This is a genomic window from Curtobacterium sp. MCPF17_021, from assembly GCF_003234605.2.
GTDB lineage: Bacteria > Actinomycetota > Actinomycetes > Actinomycetales > Microbacteriaceae > Curtobacterium > Curtobacterium flaccumfaciens.
This window is the reverse complement of sequence record NZ_CP126252.1, coordinates 3,244,703-3,260,351: the sequence shown is the minus strand read 5'-3', so window position 1 is coordinate 3,260,351 and position 15,649 is coordinate 3,244,703. Positions and strand designations below refer to the sequence as shown.

At 71.3% G+C, this 15,649-nt stretch carries 15 protein-coding genes; 12 read left to right on the top strand and 3 right to left on the bottom strand.

Annotation, left to right across the window (positions count from 1 at the left end; genetic code table 11):
* Positions 1-25 precede the first annotated feature (25 nt).
* Together DEJ29_RS15325 and DEJ29_RS15320 are read right to left on the bottom strand one after the other, a co-directional pair.
* Positions 26-481, bottom strand: coding sequence for a MaoC/PaaZ C-terminal domain-containing protein (locus DEJ29_RS15325; protein WP_027466555.1), 456 nt, complete (start codon positions 479-481; stop codon positions 26-28).
* A 20-nt stretch (positions 482-501) separates the two neighbouring features.
* Positions 502-1,974, bottom strand: a complete 1,473-nt coding sequence (locus DEJ29_RS15320; RefSeq protein ID WP_111095335.1) for a CHAD domain-containing protein — start codon at positions 1,972-1,974, stop codon at positions 502-504.
* A 128-nt stretch (positions 1,975-2,102) separates the two neighbouring features.
* Between DEJ29_RS15320 and DEJ29_RS15315 the strand changes: the two genes are divergently transcribed.
* On the top strand, positions 2,103-3,443 hold the full coding sequence (locus DEJ29_RS15315) for a phosphotransferase (protein WP_258375972.1): 1,341 nt from the start codon (positions 2,103-2,105) through the stop codon (positions 3,441-3,443).
* 75 nt (positions 3,444-3,518) lie between these two features.
* Here DEJ29_RS15315 and DEJ29_RS15310 read toward each other — a convergent pair whose 3' ends face one another.
* The gene (locus tag DEJ29_RS15310) at positions 3,519-3,869 is read right to left on the bottom strand and encodes a DUF1844 domain-containing protein (RefSeq protein ID WP_027466553.1); all 351 of its coding nucleotides are present in this window, start codon (positions 3,867-3,869) and stop codon (positions 3,519-3,521) included.
* 314 nt (positions 3,870-4,183) lie between these two features.
* Here DEJ29_RS15310 and infC point away from each other — a divergent pair, with 314 nt between their 5' ends.
* From infC to argF, 11 genes are all read left to right on the top strand, one after another.
* On the top strand, positions 4,184-4,858 hold the full coding sequence (gene infC / locus DEJ29_RS15305) for a translation initiation factor IF-3 (protein ID WP_081827403.1): 675 nt from the start codon (positions 4,184-4,186) through the stop codon (positions 4,856-4,858).
* A gap of 60 nt (positions 4,859-4,918) precedes the next feature.
* Positions 4,919-5,113 (top strand): 50S ribosomal protein L35, encoded by a 195-nt coding sequence (gene rpmI / locus DEJ29_RS15300; RefSeq protein WP_017887976.1) that lies wholly within the window; start codon positions 4,919-4,921, stop codon positions 5,111-5,113.
* 27 nt (positions 5,114-5,140) lie between these two features.
* A complete protein-coding gene (gene rplT, locus DEJ29_RS15295) occupies positions 5,141-5,524 on the top strand; it encodes a 50S ribosomal protein L20 (protein ID WP_017887975.1) in 384 nt (127 codons plus the stop codon).
* Positions 5,525-5,589: 65 nt separating this feature from the next.
* Positions 5,590-6,441, top strand: coding sequence for a TrmH family RNA methyltransferase (locus DEJ29_RS15290; protein WP_071405146.1), 852 nt, complete (start codon positions 5,590-5,592; stop codon positions 6,439-6,441).
* Between the two features lie 96 nt (positions 6,442-6,537).
* Positions 6,538-7,578, top strand: coding sequence for a phenylalanine--tRNA ligase subunit alpha (gene pheS, locus DEJ29_RS15285; protein WP_110865438.1), 1,041 nt, complete (start codon positions 6,538-6,540; stop codon positions 7,576-7,578).
* Positions 7,578-10,070: a phenylalanine--tRNA ligase subunit beta gene (gene pheT, locus DEJ29_RS15280; RefSeq protein ID WP_111095336.1), complete on the top strand. Its 2,493-nt coding sequence runs from the start codon at positions 7,578-7,580 to the stop codon at positions 10,068-10,070. Before pheS ends, pheT begins: the two co-directional genes overlap by 1 nt.
* Positions 10,071-10,147: 77 nt before the next feature.
* Complete coding sequence (locus DEJ29_RS15275) at positions 10,148-11,245, top strand: N-acetyl-gamma-glutamyl-phosphate reductase (RefSeq protein WP_111047952.1); 1,098 nt, start codon at positions 10,148-10,150, stop codon at positions 11,243-11,245.
* Entirely contained in the window at positions 11,242-12,441 is a 1,200-nt protein-coding gene (gene argJ / locus DEJ29_RS15270) for a bifunctional glutamate N-acetyltransferase/amino-acid acetyltransferase ArgJ (RefSeq protein WP_110865441.1), read from the top strand. The genes DEJ29_RS15275 and argJ overlap by 4 nt, the downstream gene beginning before the upstream one ends.
* A complete protein-coding gene (gene argB / locus DEJ29_RS15265) occupies positions 12,441-13,493 on the top strand; it encodes an acetylglutamate kinase (protein ID WP_071405141.1) in 1,053 nt (350 codons plus the stop codon). Before argJ ends, argB begins: the two co-directional genes overlap by 1 nt.
* Complete coding sequence (locus DEJ29_RS15260; protein WP_111095337.1) at positions 13,490-14,713, top strand: acetylornithine transaminase; 1,224 nt, start codon at positions 13,490-13,492, stop codon at positions 14,711-14,713. Before argB ends, DEJ29_RS15260 begins: the two co-directional genes overlap by 4 nt.
* Positions 14,710-15,633 (top strand): ornithine carbamoyltransferase, encoded by a 924-nt coding sequence (gene argF / locus DEJ29_RS15255; RefSeq protein ID WP_110865444.1) that lies wholly within the window; start codon positions 14,710-14,712, stop codon positions 15,631-15,633. The genes DEJ29_RS15260 and argF overlap by 4 nt, the downstream gene beginning before the upstream one ends.
* Positions 15,634-15,649: the final 16 nt, after the last annotated feature.

Sequence of the window (15,649 nt, the reverse complement as noted above, 5' to 3'; positions counted from 1 at the left end):
CGCAGGGCGCTCGTCGAGCGGTCGCTCAGTCGATCGCGGCGTCGCGCGTGAGCACCATGACGTCCATCCGTCCCTGCTGGACGACCACGCCGTGCTGGTTCCGCAGGGCCACCGCCCGCTCGACGATCCCGGTCGTGCCCGAACTCGTCAGCCGGGTGCCCAGGACCTCGACGGTGCAGGTCACGGTGTCCCCGATGAACACGGGCTCGGTGAAGCGCCACTGGTCGATCCCGAGCAGTGCCACGGCGGATCCCTCGAAGACGCCCGTGCGCGCGATGAGCCCGAGGCACAGCGAGGTGCCGAGCAGCCCGTGCACGATCCGCTGGCCGTACCGGGTCTTCCCTGCGAACTCGACGTCCGTGTGCACCTGGTTGTTGTCGTTCGTCCACGAGGCGAACGACACCACGTCCGCCTCGGTGATGGTGCGCCCCGGCGTGGTGAAGGTCTGTCCGGCAGCGAGGTCCTCGAAGTAGTGCGGCACGGCCCGATTCTCGCACCCGGTCAGAGCCGCGCGAGCAGCTTCCGCGATCGGTGCAGGCCCTGCGTGCTGGCCGTCTGCTCGGTCGTCGCCAGGACGCCGTACCCGAACGTGTCCTCGCCGTGCTGCGCTGCCACGCCTGCCAGCCGTCGGTACGCATCGGCGGCGTGCGCGGCGTCGAGCGTCTCGCCGAGGGTCTCCTGCACCCGTCGCAGTCGACCGAGCCGGCGCTTCCCGACGTCGGGCACGTCACCGGCCGCCTGCAGGGCGTAGCGCAACCGGCGCGCGGCCTTCCGGACCTCGTGCAGGGTGTCGAGGTCATCGCTCGGATTACCCAGCAGCCGACCGACGCGTGCCCGCTCGTGCCGGATGCGCCGGGCGGCGAACGTGGCCGCGTCGTCGTCCGCGTGCGGGCCGGCCGGTGCCCGCAGCAGCAGGTCGTCGAGGGCATCGAGTGTCCGGAACCAGGCGTCGGAGCGCAGCGCTCGCCGGAGTTCAGCAGCGGCGACGCTGCGACGTTCCGCGGTCTCGGCGCCGATGCGGTCCAGGGTCTCGGTGTCCACGTACCCGTCGGGGGCGTCGGCCGCCGACCGGGACAGGCCGGCGTGCAGCACCTCGGCGTCGCGAGCGGTCCCGGCGATCCGTCCGGTCTCGGCCAGGGCGGCACGAAGCTCCTCGGTCGCCTGGCGGTCGAGCGCGCCGCGGAACGCCGCGAGCACACTCCGCAGGCGGCGCAGCACCTTCCGCAGGTCGTGCACGGCTTCGGGCTCGTCGGCCCGTACCCGGGGATCCACCGCGACGAGGTCACGCCGCAGGGCATCGAGCACCCGCAGGACGAACCCGGCGGCGGTGTCCGACCGGGGGCGCTTCGCTCGGCCGCGTCGGCGCTCCGGGGCGGGCTCGGGGCCGCGGGGGAGCGGAACCGACGAGACGTCCACCGGATCGGTCGCCGCGTCGTGCAGCGCTCGTTCGGCCGCTCGTTCCGTGGCGCCGTCGCGTCCGTCGTCCGTCAGGGCCCACCACCGCGACGACCGCAGCACGGTGGTGTCCGGGTCGCCGTCGTCCACGCGAACGTCGGCGACCTCGGCCCGCACCCGGCCGTCCCTGCCGCGGAGGGTCACGAGCGTCGTGGTGGTGTCACGGACCAGGACGGTCCGCAGTGGACGACCACGCAGGAACACCTCGACGGCGTCGCGTGGGGGACCGTCGGACGCAGCGTCGAGCGGTTCCGGACCGACCCCGTGGGCACCCCGGTCGATCGTCCAGGTGCCGTCCGGCGAGCGTGTGAGCACGACACCCTCGGCGGCGAGCACCCGGTGGTCGGAGTCCCACACCGTCTCGCGCACCGTCACCGCTTCGTGACGGCGGACGTCGGCGGCGAACGGCTCGAGTGCGGGGAGCCTGCGGTCGTCGAGGATCCGCCAGGTCCGGCGGGGGTCGGGGAGCGCAGGTGCAGCGTCAGCGGCGGAGGCAGGAGCGGCAGCGGATCGGGGCATGCCGCAAGTGTCGTCCGGCGCACCCGTGTCAGACCGGGGGCAGCGGGGTTCTGTGGACGGAGCGCTCCCCGGCCCGTCCTGTGGGGGACTCGGCACCTCGCCAGGCCCCGGCGCGTAGGTTCCGCTGCATGAGCGACGGAGCACCCAGCGCCCCCGACACCCGCGCAGACACGAGCGCAGACACCCACGCAGACGCCAGCGCCCCCGACACCAGCGCCCCGGACACCAGCACGCCGAGCGACCGCGACCTCGAGTCCTGGATCGCCGACCGCCGCTGGTACGCCTCGAAGGGGTCCGTGCCACGCCTCCGGACGATCTCGGCCGACGACGGGACCCGGCTGGTGCTCGACGAGGCACCCGCGGTCCCCGTCCTCTACCAGTCACCGATCACCACCGGCCCCGACGGCACGGTCGTCGACGCCACCACCGATCTCGCGTGGGTGTCGGCACTCGCCGCACGCATCGACGCGGCACCGGACAGCCTCAGCCCGATCGGCCGGGTCACCGCCGCCCGCGTCCTGACGGGCGAGCAGTCCAACACGTCGGTCATCTGCGACACCGAGTCCGGCGACCGCGTCATCATCAAGGTCTTCCGCGTGCTGCACCACGGCGACAACCCCGACGTGACCACGCAGCTCGCCCTCACGGCGGCGGGCAGCACGCGCGTGCCGCGGGTCTACGGCGCCCTCCGCGCCGACTGGCCCGACGTCGGACGCCCGGACGGCACGGCGACGGGGCACCTCGCCTTCGCCCAGGAGTTCCTCCCCGGGCTCGACGACGCCTGGCGCGTCGCCCTGCAGGAGGCGCAGGCCGGCACGCCGTTCGGTGACCGCGCCGAGCAGCTCGGCACCGCGCTCGCCGACGTGCACCGCACCCTCGCCGGAGCGCTGCCGACGGAACCGGCCGACGCGCCCCGACGGGACGCCGCCGTCGCCACGATGCACGCCCGACTCGACACCGCCGCCCGCGAGGCCCCGGCCGTCGCCGACCACGCCGACGCCATCCGCGCGGTCTACGCCCGTGCCGCCGACGCGACGTGGCCGGACCTGCAGCGCATCCACGGTGACCTGCACCTCGGACAGGTCCTGTCGGCACCGGATCCCCGTGGCTGGGTCTTCCTGGACTTCGAGGGCGAACCCCTCCGCCCCCTCGACGAACGCTCGCTGCCGGACGTCACCCTGCGCGACGTCGCGGGCATGCTCCGCTCGTTCGACTACGTCGCGGGTGCGCTGGCGCACGACGCCGAACCGGTCGACGCGGCCGCCTGGGCGGCCGAGGCGCGGGCACGCTTCCTCGAGGGCTACCAGCGGGGCACCGGCGCGGACCTCGCCGCCCACAGCGCATTGCTCGACGCCTTCGAGCTCGACAAGGCGGTCTACGAGGTCGTCTACGAGACCCGCAACCGACCCGACTGGGTCGGGATCCCGCTCGCGGCCGTCGCGCGCCTGGTCGGCGACAGCGGGTCCTGAGCGCGCCCCACGAACGGACGGGAGGCCCGTGGCGACACCGCCACGGGCCTCCCGTCCGTCTCCGGGTGACGTCGTCTAGTTGACGGGACCCGTGTACTTCTCGCCCGGTCCGGCACCGATCGGGTCCGGGATCGCCGACGCCTCGCGGAAGGCGAGCTGCAGCGACCGGAGTCCGTCGCGGAGCGGACGGGCGTGGTGGTCGCCGATCTCGGTCGCAGCGGCGGTGACCAAGCCGGCCAGCGCGGTGATCAGCTTCCGCGCCTCGTCCAGGTCCGTCTGCTCCTGCGGGTCGTCTGCCAGGCCGACCTTGACGGCCGCGGCACTGAGCAGGTGCACCGCAACGGTGTTGATGAGTTCGACCGCCGGCACCTCCGCGATGTCCCTGGCGGCGTCGATGCCGGTGTCGTCGATCGGGGTGTCGCTCACGGTGCTCCTCTGCTAGGCTTGCTCGCGGCAGATGCTGTCCGTGTGCAGTCAGTTCCCTTGACATCAGTTCTCCTGAGATCAAGATCCTCGACAACACCCGGACGGTGTCACGAAAGAGGAGTCTCTCCCACCCGCGGCCGCGTTCCACCAGGCTACCGGGTCACCACCGCTCCGCGAGTGCACGTGTTGCACCCGTCGTTCGGATCCCACGGATCCGATGCAGGGCGGCTGCCGAACGGGTCGACATCCCGTGCGTCAGATCTCCTCTCTCGTGCTGTCGTCCAGGGCAAACGCCCCGGACGGCCACCACCTGATTGAAGGAGCTCCGCATCACCGATCCCCGTACCAACGACCGAATCCGCGTTCCCGAAGTCCGACTCGTCGGTCCGCAGGGTGAGCAGGTCGGCGTTGTCCCGATCGCCATGGCACTGCGTCTCGCGCAGGAAGCCGAACTGGATCTGGTCGAGGTCGCGCCGAACTCGAAGCCGCCCGTGGCCAAGATCATGGACTACGGCAAGTTCAAGTACGAGGCCGCTCAGAAGGCCAAGGAAGCCCGTCGCAACCAGGTGAACACGGACCTGAAAGAGGTCCGTTTCCGCCTGAAGATCGACGTGCACGACTACGAGACGAAGCGCAAGCGCGCCGAGGGGTTCCTCCTCGGCGGCGACAAGGTGAAGGCGATGATCCTCTTCCGTGGCCGCGAGCAGTCGCGTCCGGAGCAGGGTGTCCGTCTCCTCCAGAAGTTCGCGGAAGAGATCGCCGAGTTCGGTGTCGTCGAGTCGCGTCCGACCCAGGACGGTCGCAACATGACGATGATCATCGCCCCGCTCAAGAACAAGTCCGACGTCAAGGGCGAGCAGAACGCCAAGCGTGCTGCACAGAAGGCCGAGCGTCGTGCCACCGAGCACGCCGCGAAGGGCAAGGACGAGGCCGAGGCCGGTTCCACGTCCGAGGCAGCTGCGGAATCCACGGACGCCGCGGCCGAATAGGTCCCCGGACCGAACCCGCAACGACGCGGCCCCCCATCCATCCCACGGAAAGGCACCACCATGCCCAAGCAGAAGACCCACTCCGGGTCGAAGAAGCGCTTCAAGGTCACCGGTACCGGCAAGATCATGAAGCAGCAGGCCGGTATGCGTCACAACCTCGAGGTCAAGAGCTCCAAGCGCAAGGCCCGCCTGAACGAGGACCAGGTCCTCTCCAAGGGTGACGCGAAGAACGTCAAGAAGCTCCTCGGCCACTGAGCCCCCGGATCGTAAAGGAATAGTGCAATGGCACGAGTAAAGAGAGCGGTCAACGCCGCCAAGAAGCGCCGCGTCATCCTCGAACGCGCCGAGGGCTACCGCGGCCAGCGTTCGCGCCTGTACCGCAAGGCCAAGGAGCAGGTCACCCACTCCCTCGTCTACGCGTACCGCGACCGTCACGCGAAGAAGGGCGAGTTCCGTCGCCTGTGGATCCAGCGCATCAACGCTGCGTCCCGTGCGAACGGCCTGACCTACAACCGCCTCATCCAGGGTCTCAACCTGGCCGGCGTCGAGGTCGACCGTCGCATCCTCGCCGACCTCGCGGTGAACAACCCCGAGACCTTCACCGCGCTCGTCGAGACCGCGAAGAAGGCCCTCCCCGCCGACACCTCGGCCCCGAAGGCTGCGTAGTCAGTTCTTCTGCTCGCGAAACCCCCGCCGCACGGCGGGGGTTTCGTCGTTCCTAGACTTGGGTCGTGAGCGATCTCCTCGAGAACCCCCGTGCCGGACGCGTGAAGGCCGTTGCGGCCCTGGCCAAGAAGGACGTCCGGGCCGAGACCGGCCTGTTCCTGCTGGAAGGACCCCAAGCCGTCCGCGAAGCCCTGGAGTACGCCCCGGAGCTCCTGCGCGAGCTCTACGTGACGCCGACCGCCGCAGCCCGCTACGGGCTGGACGACGCGCCGGTGGACACCTGGTTCGTGACCGAGCAGGTGCTCGACGCGATGGCCGACACGGTCACCCCGCAGGGCGTGGTGGCGGTGTGCCAGCAGTTCCCGACGTCGGTGAAGGACGTCTTCCCGGACCGCGCTGCGGCCGCCGCCGACCGGGAGGCCCGTGATGCGTCCGACGAGCAGGCCGCGTTGCCCGGACTGGTCGCCATCCTCGAAGAGGTGCGGGACCCGGGGAACGCCGGCACGATCATCCGGGCCGCCGACGCGGCCGGCGCCGACGCGGTGGTGCTGACCGGACGCTCGGTCGACCCGTACAACCCGAAGGTCGTCCGGTCGACGACCGGGTCCCTGTTCCACGTCCCGGTGTCCGTCGGCGTGACCCTGGCCGACACGATCGAGCGGGCGAAGGCCCTCGGCTACACGGTGCTCGCGGCGGACGTCTCGGGCGACGACCTGCCGGTGGTCCGCGCTGAGGGGATGCTCGACGGTCCGACCGCGTGGGTCTTCGGCAACGAGGCCCGCGGACTCACCGCCGACGACCTGGCGCTCGTCGACCGGGCCGTCAAGGTGCCGATCTACGGGCAGGCGGAGTCGATGAACCTCGCCACCGCTGCGTCGGTGTGCCTGTACGAGTCGGCCTTCGCGCTCCGGAGCTGACGCTCCTCCCTCCCCAGGCCGGTCGTCGGCGTCGGTCATCCACCGTCCGCTCGGTGCAGGTGGGTGGTATCCCGACGGCCGGTAGGCTTGGGTCTCGTGTCAGAACCTCTCGAGATCAGCGAATCGGCCGTCGCCGACGCGGTGGACGCGGCCCTCGCCGCCGTCCGTGCCACGACGACGGTCGCCGAACTGAAGCAGGCCAGGGCCGAGCACACCGGTGAGCAGTCACCGTTGGCGCGGATGAACGCATCGATGCGCAGTGTGCCGCCGGAGCAGAAGGCCGCGGCGGGCAAGCTCGTCGGGCAGGCCCGTGGGCGGGTGAACGCGGCGATCGCCGAGCAGGAATCCGTCCTCGCGGTGGCCGAGGAACACGCACGGCTCGAAGCCGAGCACGTCGACGTCACCGCGTTGCCGGTCCACCGCGCCACCGGCTCCCGCCACCCGCTCTCGCTGCTGAACGAAGCCGTCGCCGACATCTTCGTCGGCATGGGGTGGGAAGTGGCAGAAGGCCCCGAGCTCGAGCACGAGTGGTTCAACTTCGACGCGCTGAACTTCGACCAGGACCACCCGGCCCGGGCCATGGCGGACACGATCTTCGTCGAGCCCGTCGACCGGCACCTGGTCATGCGCACCCACACCTCGCCGGTGCAGGTGCGGTCGCTGCTGTCGCGCGACCTCCCGCTGTACGTGATCGCGCCGGGTCGCGTCTACCGTGCCGACGAGCTCGACGCCACGCACCTGCCGGTCTTCACCCAGGTCGAGGGCATCGCGATCGACAAGGGCCTGACGATGGCGCACCTGCGCGGGACGCTCGAGCACTTCGCCCGGCAGATGTTCGGCGCCGAGGCGCAGATCCGGCTCCGCCCGAACTACTTCCCGTTCACCGAGCCCAGCGCCGAGATGGACGTCTGGCAGCCGAACGCCAAGGGTGGCGCGCGGTGGGTCGAGTGGGGTGGCTGCGGCATGGTGAACCCCAACGTCCTGCGTGCCGCCGGCATCGATCCCGACGAGTACCAGGGCTTCGCGTTCGGCATGGGCATCGAGCGGACACTGCAGTTCCGCAACGGCCTGAACGACATGCGTGACTTCCTCGAGGGCGACATCCGCTTCTCGCAGCAGTTCGGAACGGTGGTCTGATGCGCGTCCCACTCCGTTGGCTCGGTGAGTCCGTCGACCTCCCCGAGGACGTCACCCTCGAGCACGTCCACGCGGCGCTCGTGTCGGTCGGCTTCGAGGAAGAGGACGTCCACACCTTCGACCTGACCGGTCCCATCGTGGTCGGTCGGGTCCTCGAGCGCGTCCCCGAGCCGCAGAAGAACGGCAAGACCATCAACTGGTGCCAGGTGGACGTCGGCGAAGCCGAGCCCCGCGGCATCGTCTGCGGCGCGCACAACTTCGACGTCGGCGAGCTCGTCGTCGTCACGCTGCCCGGCGCGGTCCTGCCGGGGCCGTTCCCGATTGCCGCCCGCAAGACCTACGGGCACGTGTCCGACGGCATGATCGCCTCGGCCCGCGAGCTCGGGCTGGGCGACGAGCACGACGGCATCCTGCGCTTCGCCGACCTCGGCATGGACCCCACCGTCGGTGCCGACGCCATCGCGCTCCTCGGCCTCGACGACGCCGCGGTCGAGATCAACGTCACGCCGGACCGCGGCTACGTCCTCAGCATGCGCGGGGTCGCCCGTGAGTACGCGCACGCCACCGGAGCCAGCTTCCACGACCCCGTCGACCGCGTCGCGCCGCGTGCGGCCGAGGGGTTCCGGGTCGCGATCGACGACCAGGCCCCGATCCGGGGTCGGGCCGGAGCGTCGACGTTCGTCACGCGCGTCGTGCGCGGGATCGACCCGACCGCGAAGACACCGTCCTGGATGGTGTCGCGCCTGTCGCTGGCCGGGGTGCGCTCGATCTCCCTCCCCGTCGACATCACGAACTACGTCATGTTCGAGCTCGGCCAGCCGCTCCACGGCTACGACCTGCAGACCGTCGCGGGCGGCCTCGGCGTGCGCCGGGCGACCGCTGGCGAGACGCTCGAGACCCTCGACGGCACGGTCCGGAAGCTCGACCCCGAAGACCTCGTCATCACCGACGACGACGGTCCCGTCGGCCTCGCCGGCGTCATGGGCGGAGCCCGCACCGAGATCTCGGCGAGCACCACCGACGTCCTGATCGAGGCCGCCGGGTTCGACCAGGTCTCCATCGCCCGCACAGCTCGTCGCCACAAGCTCCCCAGCGAGGCATCCCGTCGCTTCGAGCGCGGGGTCGACCCGCAGGTGGCCGAGGCCGCGGCGAACCGTGCCGTCGAGCTCCTCGTCGAGCTCGCCGGCGGTACCGCTGACGCCCTCGGATCCACGCTCGTCGACACCGAGCCGCGGGCGACCGTGACGATGCGGCTCTCGCGTCCGGCCGAGCTCGTCGGCGTCGAGTACACCGACGCCGAGGTCATCGACACGCTCCGTGCGATCGGCGCCACGGTCGAGACCGACGGTGAGCAGCTCGCGGTCACCCCGCCCACCTGGCGTCCCGACCTGACCGACGACACCACCCTCGTCGAAGAGGTCGCACGCATCGTCGGCTACGACCGGATCCCCAGCGTGCTGCCGGTCGCTCCGCCCGGTCGGGGCCTGACCCGGCACCAGCAGGCTCGTCGTCGGGTCGCCTCGGCGCTGGCCGCCGCGGGCCTGACCGAGGTCGTCACGGCACCGTTCGTGTCGGCGGCCACGCAGGACGCCTACCCGGGGATCGACCCGCAGGGCGGACCGAGCGTCGTGCTCGCGAACGCCCTGGACAGCGAGCAGAACCTCCTGCGCCGGAGCGGCGTTCCGGCCCTGGTCGAAGCTGCCCGTCGCAACGTGTCGCGCGGGCTCGTCGACGTCGCGCTCTACGAGACGTCCCGGGTGTTCCTGCCGGTGACGGGCGTGACGCTCGGCACCGACGAGGTCCCGGCGGGCGCCGCCCGGCCCGACCGTGCAACGCTCGAGGCGCTGGACGCCTCGCTGCCCGCCCAGCCCTTCCACGTCGCCGCGCTGCTCACCGGCCACCGGGTCGTCAAGCAGCCCGGCACCACGGCAGAACCGTTCGGCATCGCCGACGCGATCGACGCTGCCCGCCAGGTCGCCTGGGCCGTCGGTGTGGAACTCACCGTCGCGCAGACGACCCACCCGTCCCTCCACCCGGGCCGGGCCGCGTCGCTGCTCGTCGACGGCACGGTCGTGGGCGTCGCCGGTGAGCTCCTGCCCGAACTGGCCGAGGCCGCCGTCCTGCCCCGGGTGGTGGCGGTCGTCGAGCTCGACCTCGACGCGCTGGTCGCCGCGGCCCCGGAACTCGTCGCGGTCGCGCCGATCGTCTCCTACCCGGCGGCCACGCAGGACCTCTCGCTCGTCGTCGATGCCAGCGTGCCGGCCGGTGACGTGCTGGATGCGGTGCGCTCTGGCGCCGGAGACCTGTTGGAGTATGCTCGGCTCGTGGATGACTACCGGGGCTCCGGCGTGGACGAGGGACAGAAGTCCCTGACGTTCGCCCTGCGCTTCCGTGCCACGGACCGCACGCTGACCGCTGCCGAGGCCACCGAGGCCCGTGACGGCGCTGTCCGACGTGCCGGCGAGCGATTCGGGGCGACCCTGCGCGACTGACCCACACGGGATCAGCACCGCCCGGGGTCGCCGCCTCCGACTCTCTCGACGACCAGTCCGACCAAAGGTGGAATCCCATGTCCGTATCCGTCGCCGTGGCGGGAGCCTCCGGCTACGCGGGTGGTGAGCTCCTGCGCGTGCTCTCCGCCCACCCCGAGTTCGAGGTCAGGACGGTGACGGCGTTCTCGAACGCCGGACAGCCCCTGATCGCGACCCAGCCGCACCTCCGTTCACTGTCGCACCTGACGCTGGCGGAGACGACGGCCGAGACGCTGCGCGGGCACGACGTGGTCTTCCTGGCGCTGCCGCACGGCCAGTCGGGTGCGATCACCGCGGAACTCGGCGACGACACGCTCGTCATCGACTGTGGCGCGGACCACCGGCTGACGGACCCGGCGGCGTGGGAGCGGTTCTACGGCGGTGACTACTTCGGCGCGTGGACCTACGGGCTGCCCGAGCTCCTGCTCGCGGCGCCCACCCCGGGTTCGGCCGATGAATGGCGCGAGGTCGACGACATCGCGTCGCAGGGCAAGCAGCGTTCCGCCCTGGTCGGCACGAAGCGCATCGCGGTCCCCGGCTGCAACGTCACCGCGGTGACGCTCGGCATCCAGCCGGGCATCCAGGCCGGCCTCGTCGAGTCCGACGACCTCGTCGCAGTGCTCAGCGTCGGCCCGAGCGGTGCCGGCAAGAAGCTGGCCACCACCTACCTGGCCTCCGAGATCATGGGGTCCGCCAGCGCGTACGCCGTCGGCGGCTCGCACCGGCACGTCCCCGAGATCCAGCAGAACCTGCAGGTCGCGGGGGCCGCCGACGTGACGATCTCGTTCACGCCGGTCCTGGTCCCGATGTCGCGGGGCATCCTGGCGACCACCACCGCGAAGCTCTCGCCCGGCGTCAGCGCACGCGACGTCCGACTCGCCTGGGAGCAGGCGTACGCCGACGAGCCCTTCGTCCACCTGCTGCCCGAGGGCGAGTTCCCCCGGGTCGCGGACACGATCGGTGCGAACACCGCGCTCGTCGGCATCGCCGTCGACGAGGCCGCCGGCCGCGTCGTCGCGGTGACCGCGCTCGACAACCTCGCCAAGGGCACGGCCGGCGCCGCCGTCCAGTCGGCGAACATCGCCCTCGGTCTCCCCGAGACCACGGGCCTCAGCGTGGACGGAGTCGCACCGTGACCGACGCAGGCGCGACCACCCAGACCGAGCCGGGCCTCCAGGGCGTCACCGCGGCAGCGGGCTTCCGCGCCGCCGGTGTCACCGCAGGCCTCAAGACGAGCGGCAAGCCGGACGTGGCCCTCGTCGTCAACGACGGCCCCGACGCGGCCGTGGCCGCCGTCTTCACCAGCAACCGAGCCCAGGCGCACCCCGTGATCTGGTCCCGCCAGGTCGTCGGGGACGGCGTCGCCCGTGCCGTCGTCCTGAACTCCGGCGGCGCGAACTGCTTCACCGGCCCGTTCGGCTTCCAGACCACGCACCTGACGGCCGAGGCCGTGGGCGACGCCCTCGGGATCGGAGCCGGCGACGTCGTCGTCTGCTCCACCGGGCTCATCGGTGTCGGCGACCAGACCTTCCGCGACAACGTGCTCCGTGGCGTCGACCTGGCGAGCACTGCACTCAGCAGCGACGGCGGCCCGGACGCGGCGACCGCGATCATGACGACGGACACGAAGGCCAAGCAGTCCGTCGTGACCGAGGACGGCTGGACCGTCGGCGGCATGGCCAAGGGCGCCGGGATGCTCGCCCCGGGCCTCGCGACGATGCTCGTCGTCATCACGACCGACGCCGTGCAGACGCCGGACCAGCTCGACCAGGCGCTCCGCGCCGCCACCCGCATCACGTTCGACCGGGTCGACTCCGACGGCTGCATGTCCACGAACGACACCGTCGTGCTGCTGTCGTCGGGTGCGAGCGGGGTGACGCCCGAGGTCGGTGACTTCCAGGAGGCCCTGACCGCGGTCTGCGCCGATCTGGCCCGCCAGCTGCAGCAGGACGCCGAGGGTGCCAGCCACGACATCGCGATCGAGGTCGTGCACGCCGCGACGGAGGACGACGCCGTGACCGTCGGTCGGAGCGTCGCCCGGAACAACCTGTTCAAGGCGGCTGTCTTCGGCAACGACCCGAACTGGGGCCGGGTGCTCGCGGCGATCGGTACGACCGACGCCGAGTTCGACCCGTACGCGGTCGACGTCAGCATGAACGGCGTCCGGGTCTGCCACGCGGGCGCACCCGATGAGCCGAGCGACACCGTCGACCTGACCCCGCGTGACACCCACGTGCGCATCGACCTCGGTGTCGGCACGCACTCGGCCACGATCCTGACCAACGACCTCACGCACGACTACGTGCACGAGAACAGCGCGTACTCCAGCTGATGGCGGCGGACACGAACGGGGCCGGCACGCCCCTCACGAAGGAAGAAGAACACGAGTTCGCCGCGGTCAAGGCCGCGACGCTCATCGAGTCGCTGCCCTGGCTGAAGCGCTTCTCGGGCAAGGTCGTCGTGGTCAAGTTCGGCGGCAACGCCATGGTGAACGAGGACCTGAAGCGCGCCTTCGCCGAGGACATGGTCTACCTGCGCTACGCCGGTCTGCACCCCGTCGTCGTGCACGGCGGCGGCCCGCAGATCTCCGCGGCCCTCAAGGAACAGGGCATCGAGTCCGAGTTCCGCGGCGGCTACCGCGTCACGACGACCGAGGCGATCACCGTCGTCCGCGACGTCCTGGCCGGCGAGGTCAACCGCGAGATCGTCGACTTGGTGAACGAACACGGCGAGGGCCTGGCCGTCGGCGTGTTCGGCGACGGCGGGTCGCTGTTCACCGGCGAGAAGAAGGGCGTCGTCGTCGACGGGCAGGAGTACGACCTCGGCCACGTCGGGGACATCACCCACGTCGACCCGTCCGGTGTGCTCGCCGCGATCGAGGCCGGCCGGATCCCGGTCGTCTCGAGCATCGCGATCGACGACGCGCACCCCGACCAGGCACTCAACGTGAACGCGGACGCTGCGGCGGGTGCACTGGCGATCGCGCTGCGGGCCTCGAAGCTCATGATGCTCACCGACGTCCCCGGCCTGTACCGCAACTGGCCCGACCGTGACTCGATCGTCGACCTCATCGCCGTCGACGAGCTCCGCGAACTCCTGCCGAGCCTCGAGTCCGGGATGATCCCGAAGATGACCGCGTGCCTCGACGCCGTGGTCGGCGGGGTCGGCGGTGCGACGATCATCGACGGCCGGATCCCGCACTCGATCCTGCTCGAGGTCTTCACCCTGCGGGGTGCGGGCACCGAGGTGATCCCGGACCCGAGCCGACGAACCGAGAACCAGATGACCCACGCCGAGATCGGCCGTCGCGTGGCGTCGCCGTCGATCGACAGCAGTACCGGCCAGCACGTGGCGGGTACGGACGAGAAGGGACACCAGCAGTGAGCACCGAGACGCAGACCGAGACCTGGAACGACCGGTTCGGGGCGTCGCTCATGCGATCCCTGACCCCGCCCAAGATCATGCTCGAGCGTGGCCAGGGCTGCCGCGTCTGGGACGTCGACGGCAACGAGTACCTCGACTTCCTCGCCGGCATCGCGGTGAACTCGCTCGGCCACGCGCACCCCGCCCTGGTGGAGGCGATCGCTGACCAGGCCGCGAAGCTCGTGCACGTGTCGAACTACTTCGCCACCCCGCCGCAGCTCGAACTCGCCGAGCGCCTCAAGCGCATCACCGGTGCGGGCGACGCCGGCCGTGTCTACTTCGGCAACTCCGGCGCCGAGGCGAACGAGGCCGCGTTCAAGCTGGCCCGCCTCAACAAGGGTGCGGACGGCACGAAGACCCGGATCCTCGCGCTCAAGCAGGGCTTCCACGGGCGCACGATGGGTGCCCTCGCGCTCACCGGCAAGCCCGCGCTGCAGCAGGACTTCCTGCCGATGATCCCGGGCGTCGAGCACATCGACACCTCGATCGAGGCGCTCGAAGCGTCCATCGACGACTCCGTCGCCGCCCTGATCCTCGAACCCATCAAGGGCGAGGCCGGCGTGGTCGACCTGCCCGTGGGCTTCCTGCTGGCGGCACGCCGACTGACCGCGGAGCACGGCGCACTGCTGATCCTCGACGAGATCCAGACGGGTGTCGGCCGGACCGGCAACTGGTTCGCGTTCCAGGGCCACGGGGTGACGCCGGACGCCATCACCGTCGCGAAGGGCATCGCCGGTGGCTTCCCCATCGGCGCCCTCGTCACGTTCGGCTGGGCGTCCGACCTGTTCTCGGCCGGCCAGCACGGGTCGACCTTCGGCGGCAACCCGCTCGGCACCCGCGTCGCCAACGCGGTGCTCGAGGAGATCGAGCGTGCGGAACTCGTCGCCGGCGCAGTGGTCAAGGGCGAGCGGATCCGTGACGGCATCCGCGCCATCGGTTCCCCGCTGGTGGAAGAGGTCCGTGGCACCGGCCTGCTCATCGGCGTCGGTCTGACCGGTCCGATCGGTCCGGCCGTCAACGCTGCCGCCCTCGAGCGTGGCCTCATCATCAACGCCCCCAACGAGTCGAGCCTGCGCATCGCGCCGCCGCTCATCGTGTCCGACGCCGAGATCGACGAGTTCCTGTCGATCCTCGCCCAGAGCCTCGCGGCCGTCGCCGCAGCGCAGGAGCCCACCGCATGACCCGCCACTTCCTCCGTGACGACGACCTGAGCCAGGCCGAGCAGTCCGCGATCCTCGACATCGCCGACCGCATGAAGGCCGACCGCTGGGCGGAGAAGCCGCTGGCCGGTCCGCAGAGCGTCGCGGTGATCTTCGACAAGTCGTCGACCCGCACCCGGGTGTCCTTCCACGTCGGCATCTCCGACCTCGGCGGCAGCCCGCTGATCATCTCGACGGCGAACAGCCAGCTCGGCGGCAAGGAGACCCCGTCGGACACGGCCCGCGTGCTCGAGCGCATGGTGTCGGCGATCGTGTGGCGCACCTACGGTCAGGCCGGGCTCGAGGAGATGGCCGCCGGCACGACGGTCCCCGTCGTCAACGCGCTGTCCGACGACTTCCACCCCTGCCAGCTCCTCGCCGACCTGCTCACCATCCGTGAGCACCGCGGCGCCCTCGCCGGGCAGACCGTGGCGTTCATCGGCGACGGTGCGAGCAACATGGCGCAGTCGTACCTGCTCGCCGGGGCGACAGCGGGCATGCACGTCCGCGTCGCCGCCCCCGCCGAGTTCTCCCCGTCGCCGCAGGTCGTCACCGACGCCGAGGAACGCGCCGCCGTGACGGGCGGCTCCGTCCTCGTGGTGAGCGACCCGGTGGCCGCGGTCGCGGGTGCCGACGTGGTCGTCACCGACACCTGGGTGTCGATGGGCAAGGAGTCCGAGAAGCAGTCGCGCCTCGACACCTTCGCGGGGTACCGCGTCGACGACGCGCTCATGGCGCACGCCGCCGACGACGCCGTCTTCATGCACTGCCTGCCGGCCGACCGGGGGTTCGAAGTGACCGCCGACGTCATCGACGGCCCCCGCAGCATCATCTGGGACGAGGCGGAGAACCGTCTGCACGCCCAGAAGGCGCTGCTGGCCTGGCTGCTCGCCAACGACTAGCCGACGGACCGATCAC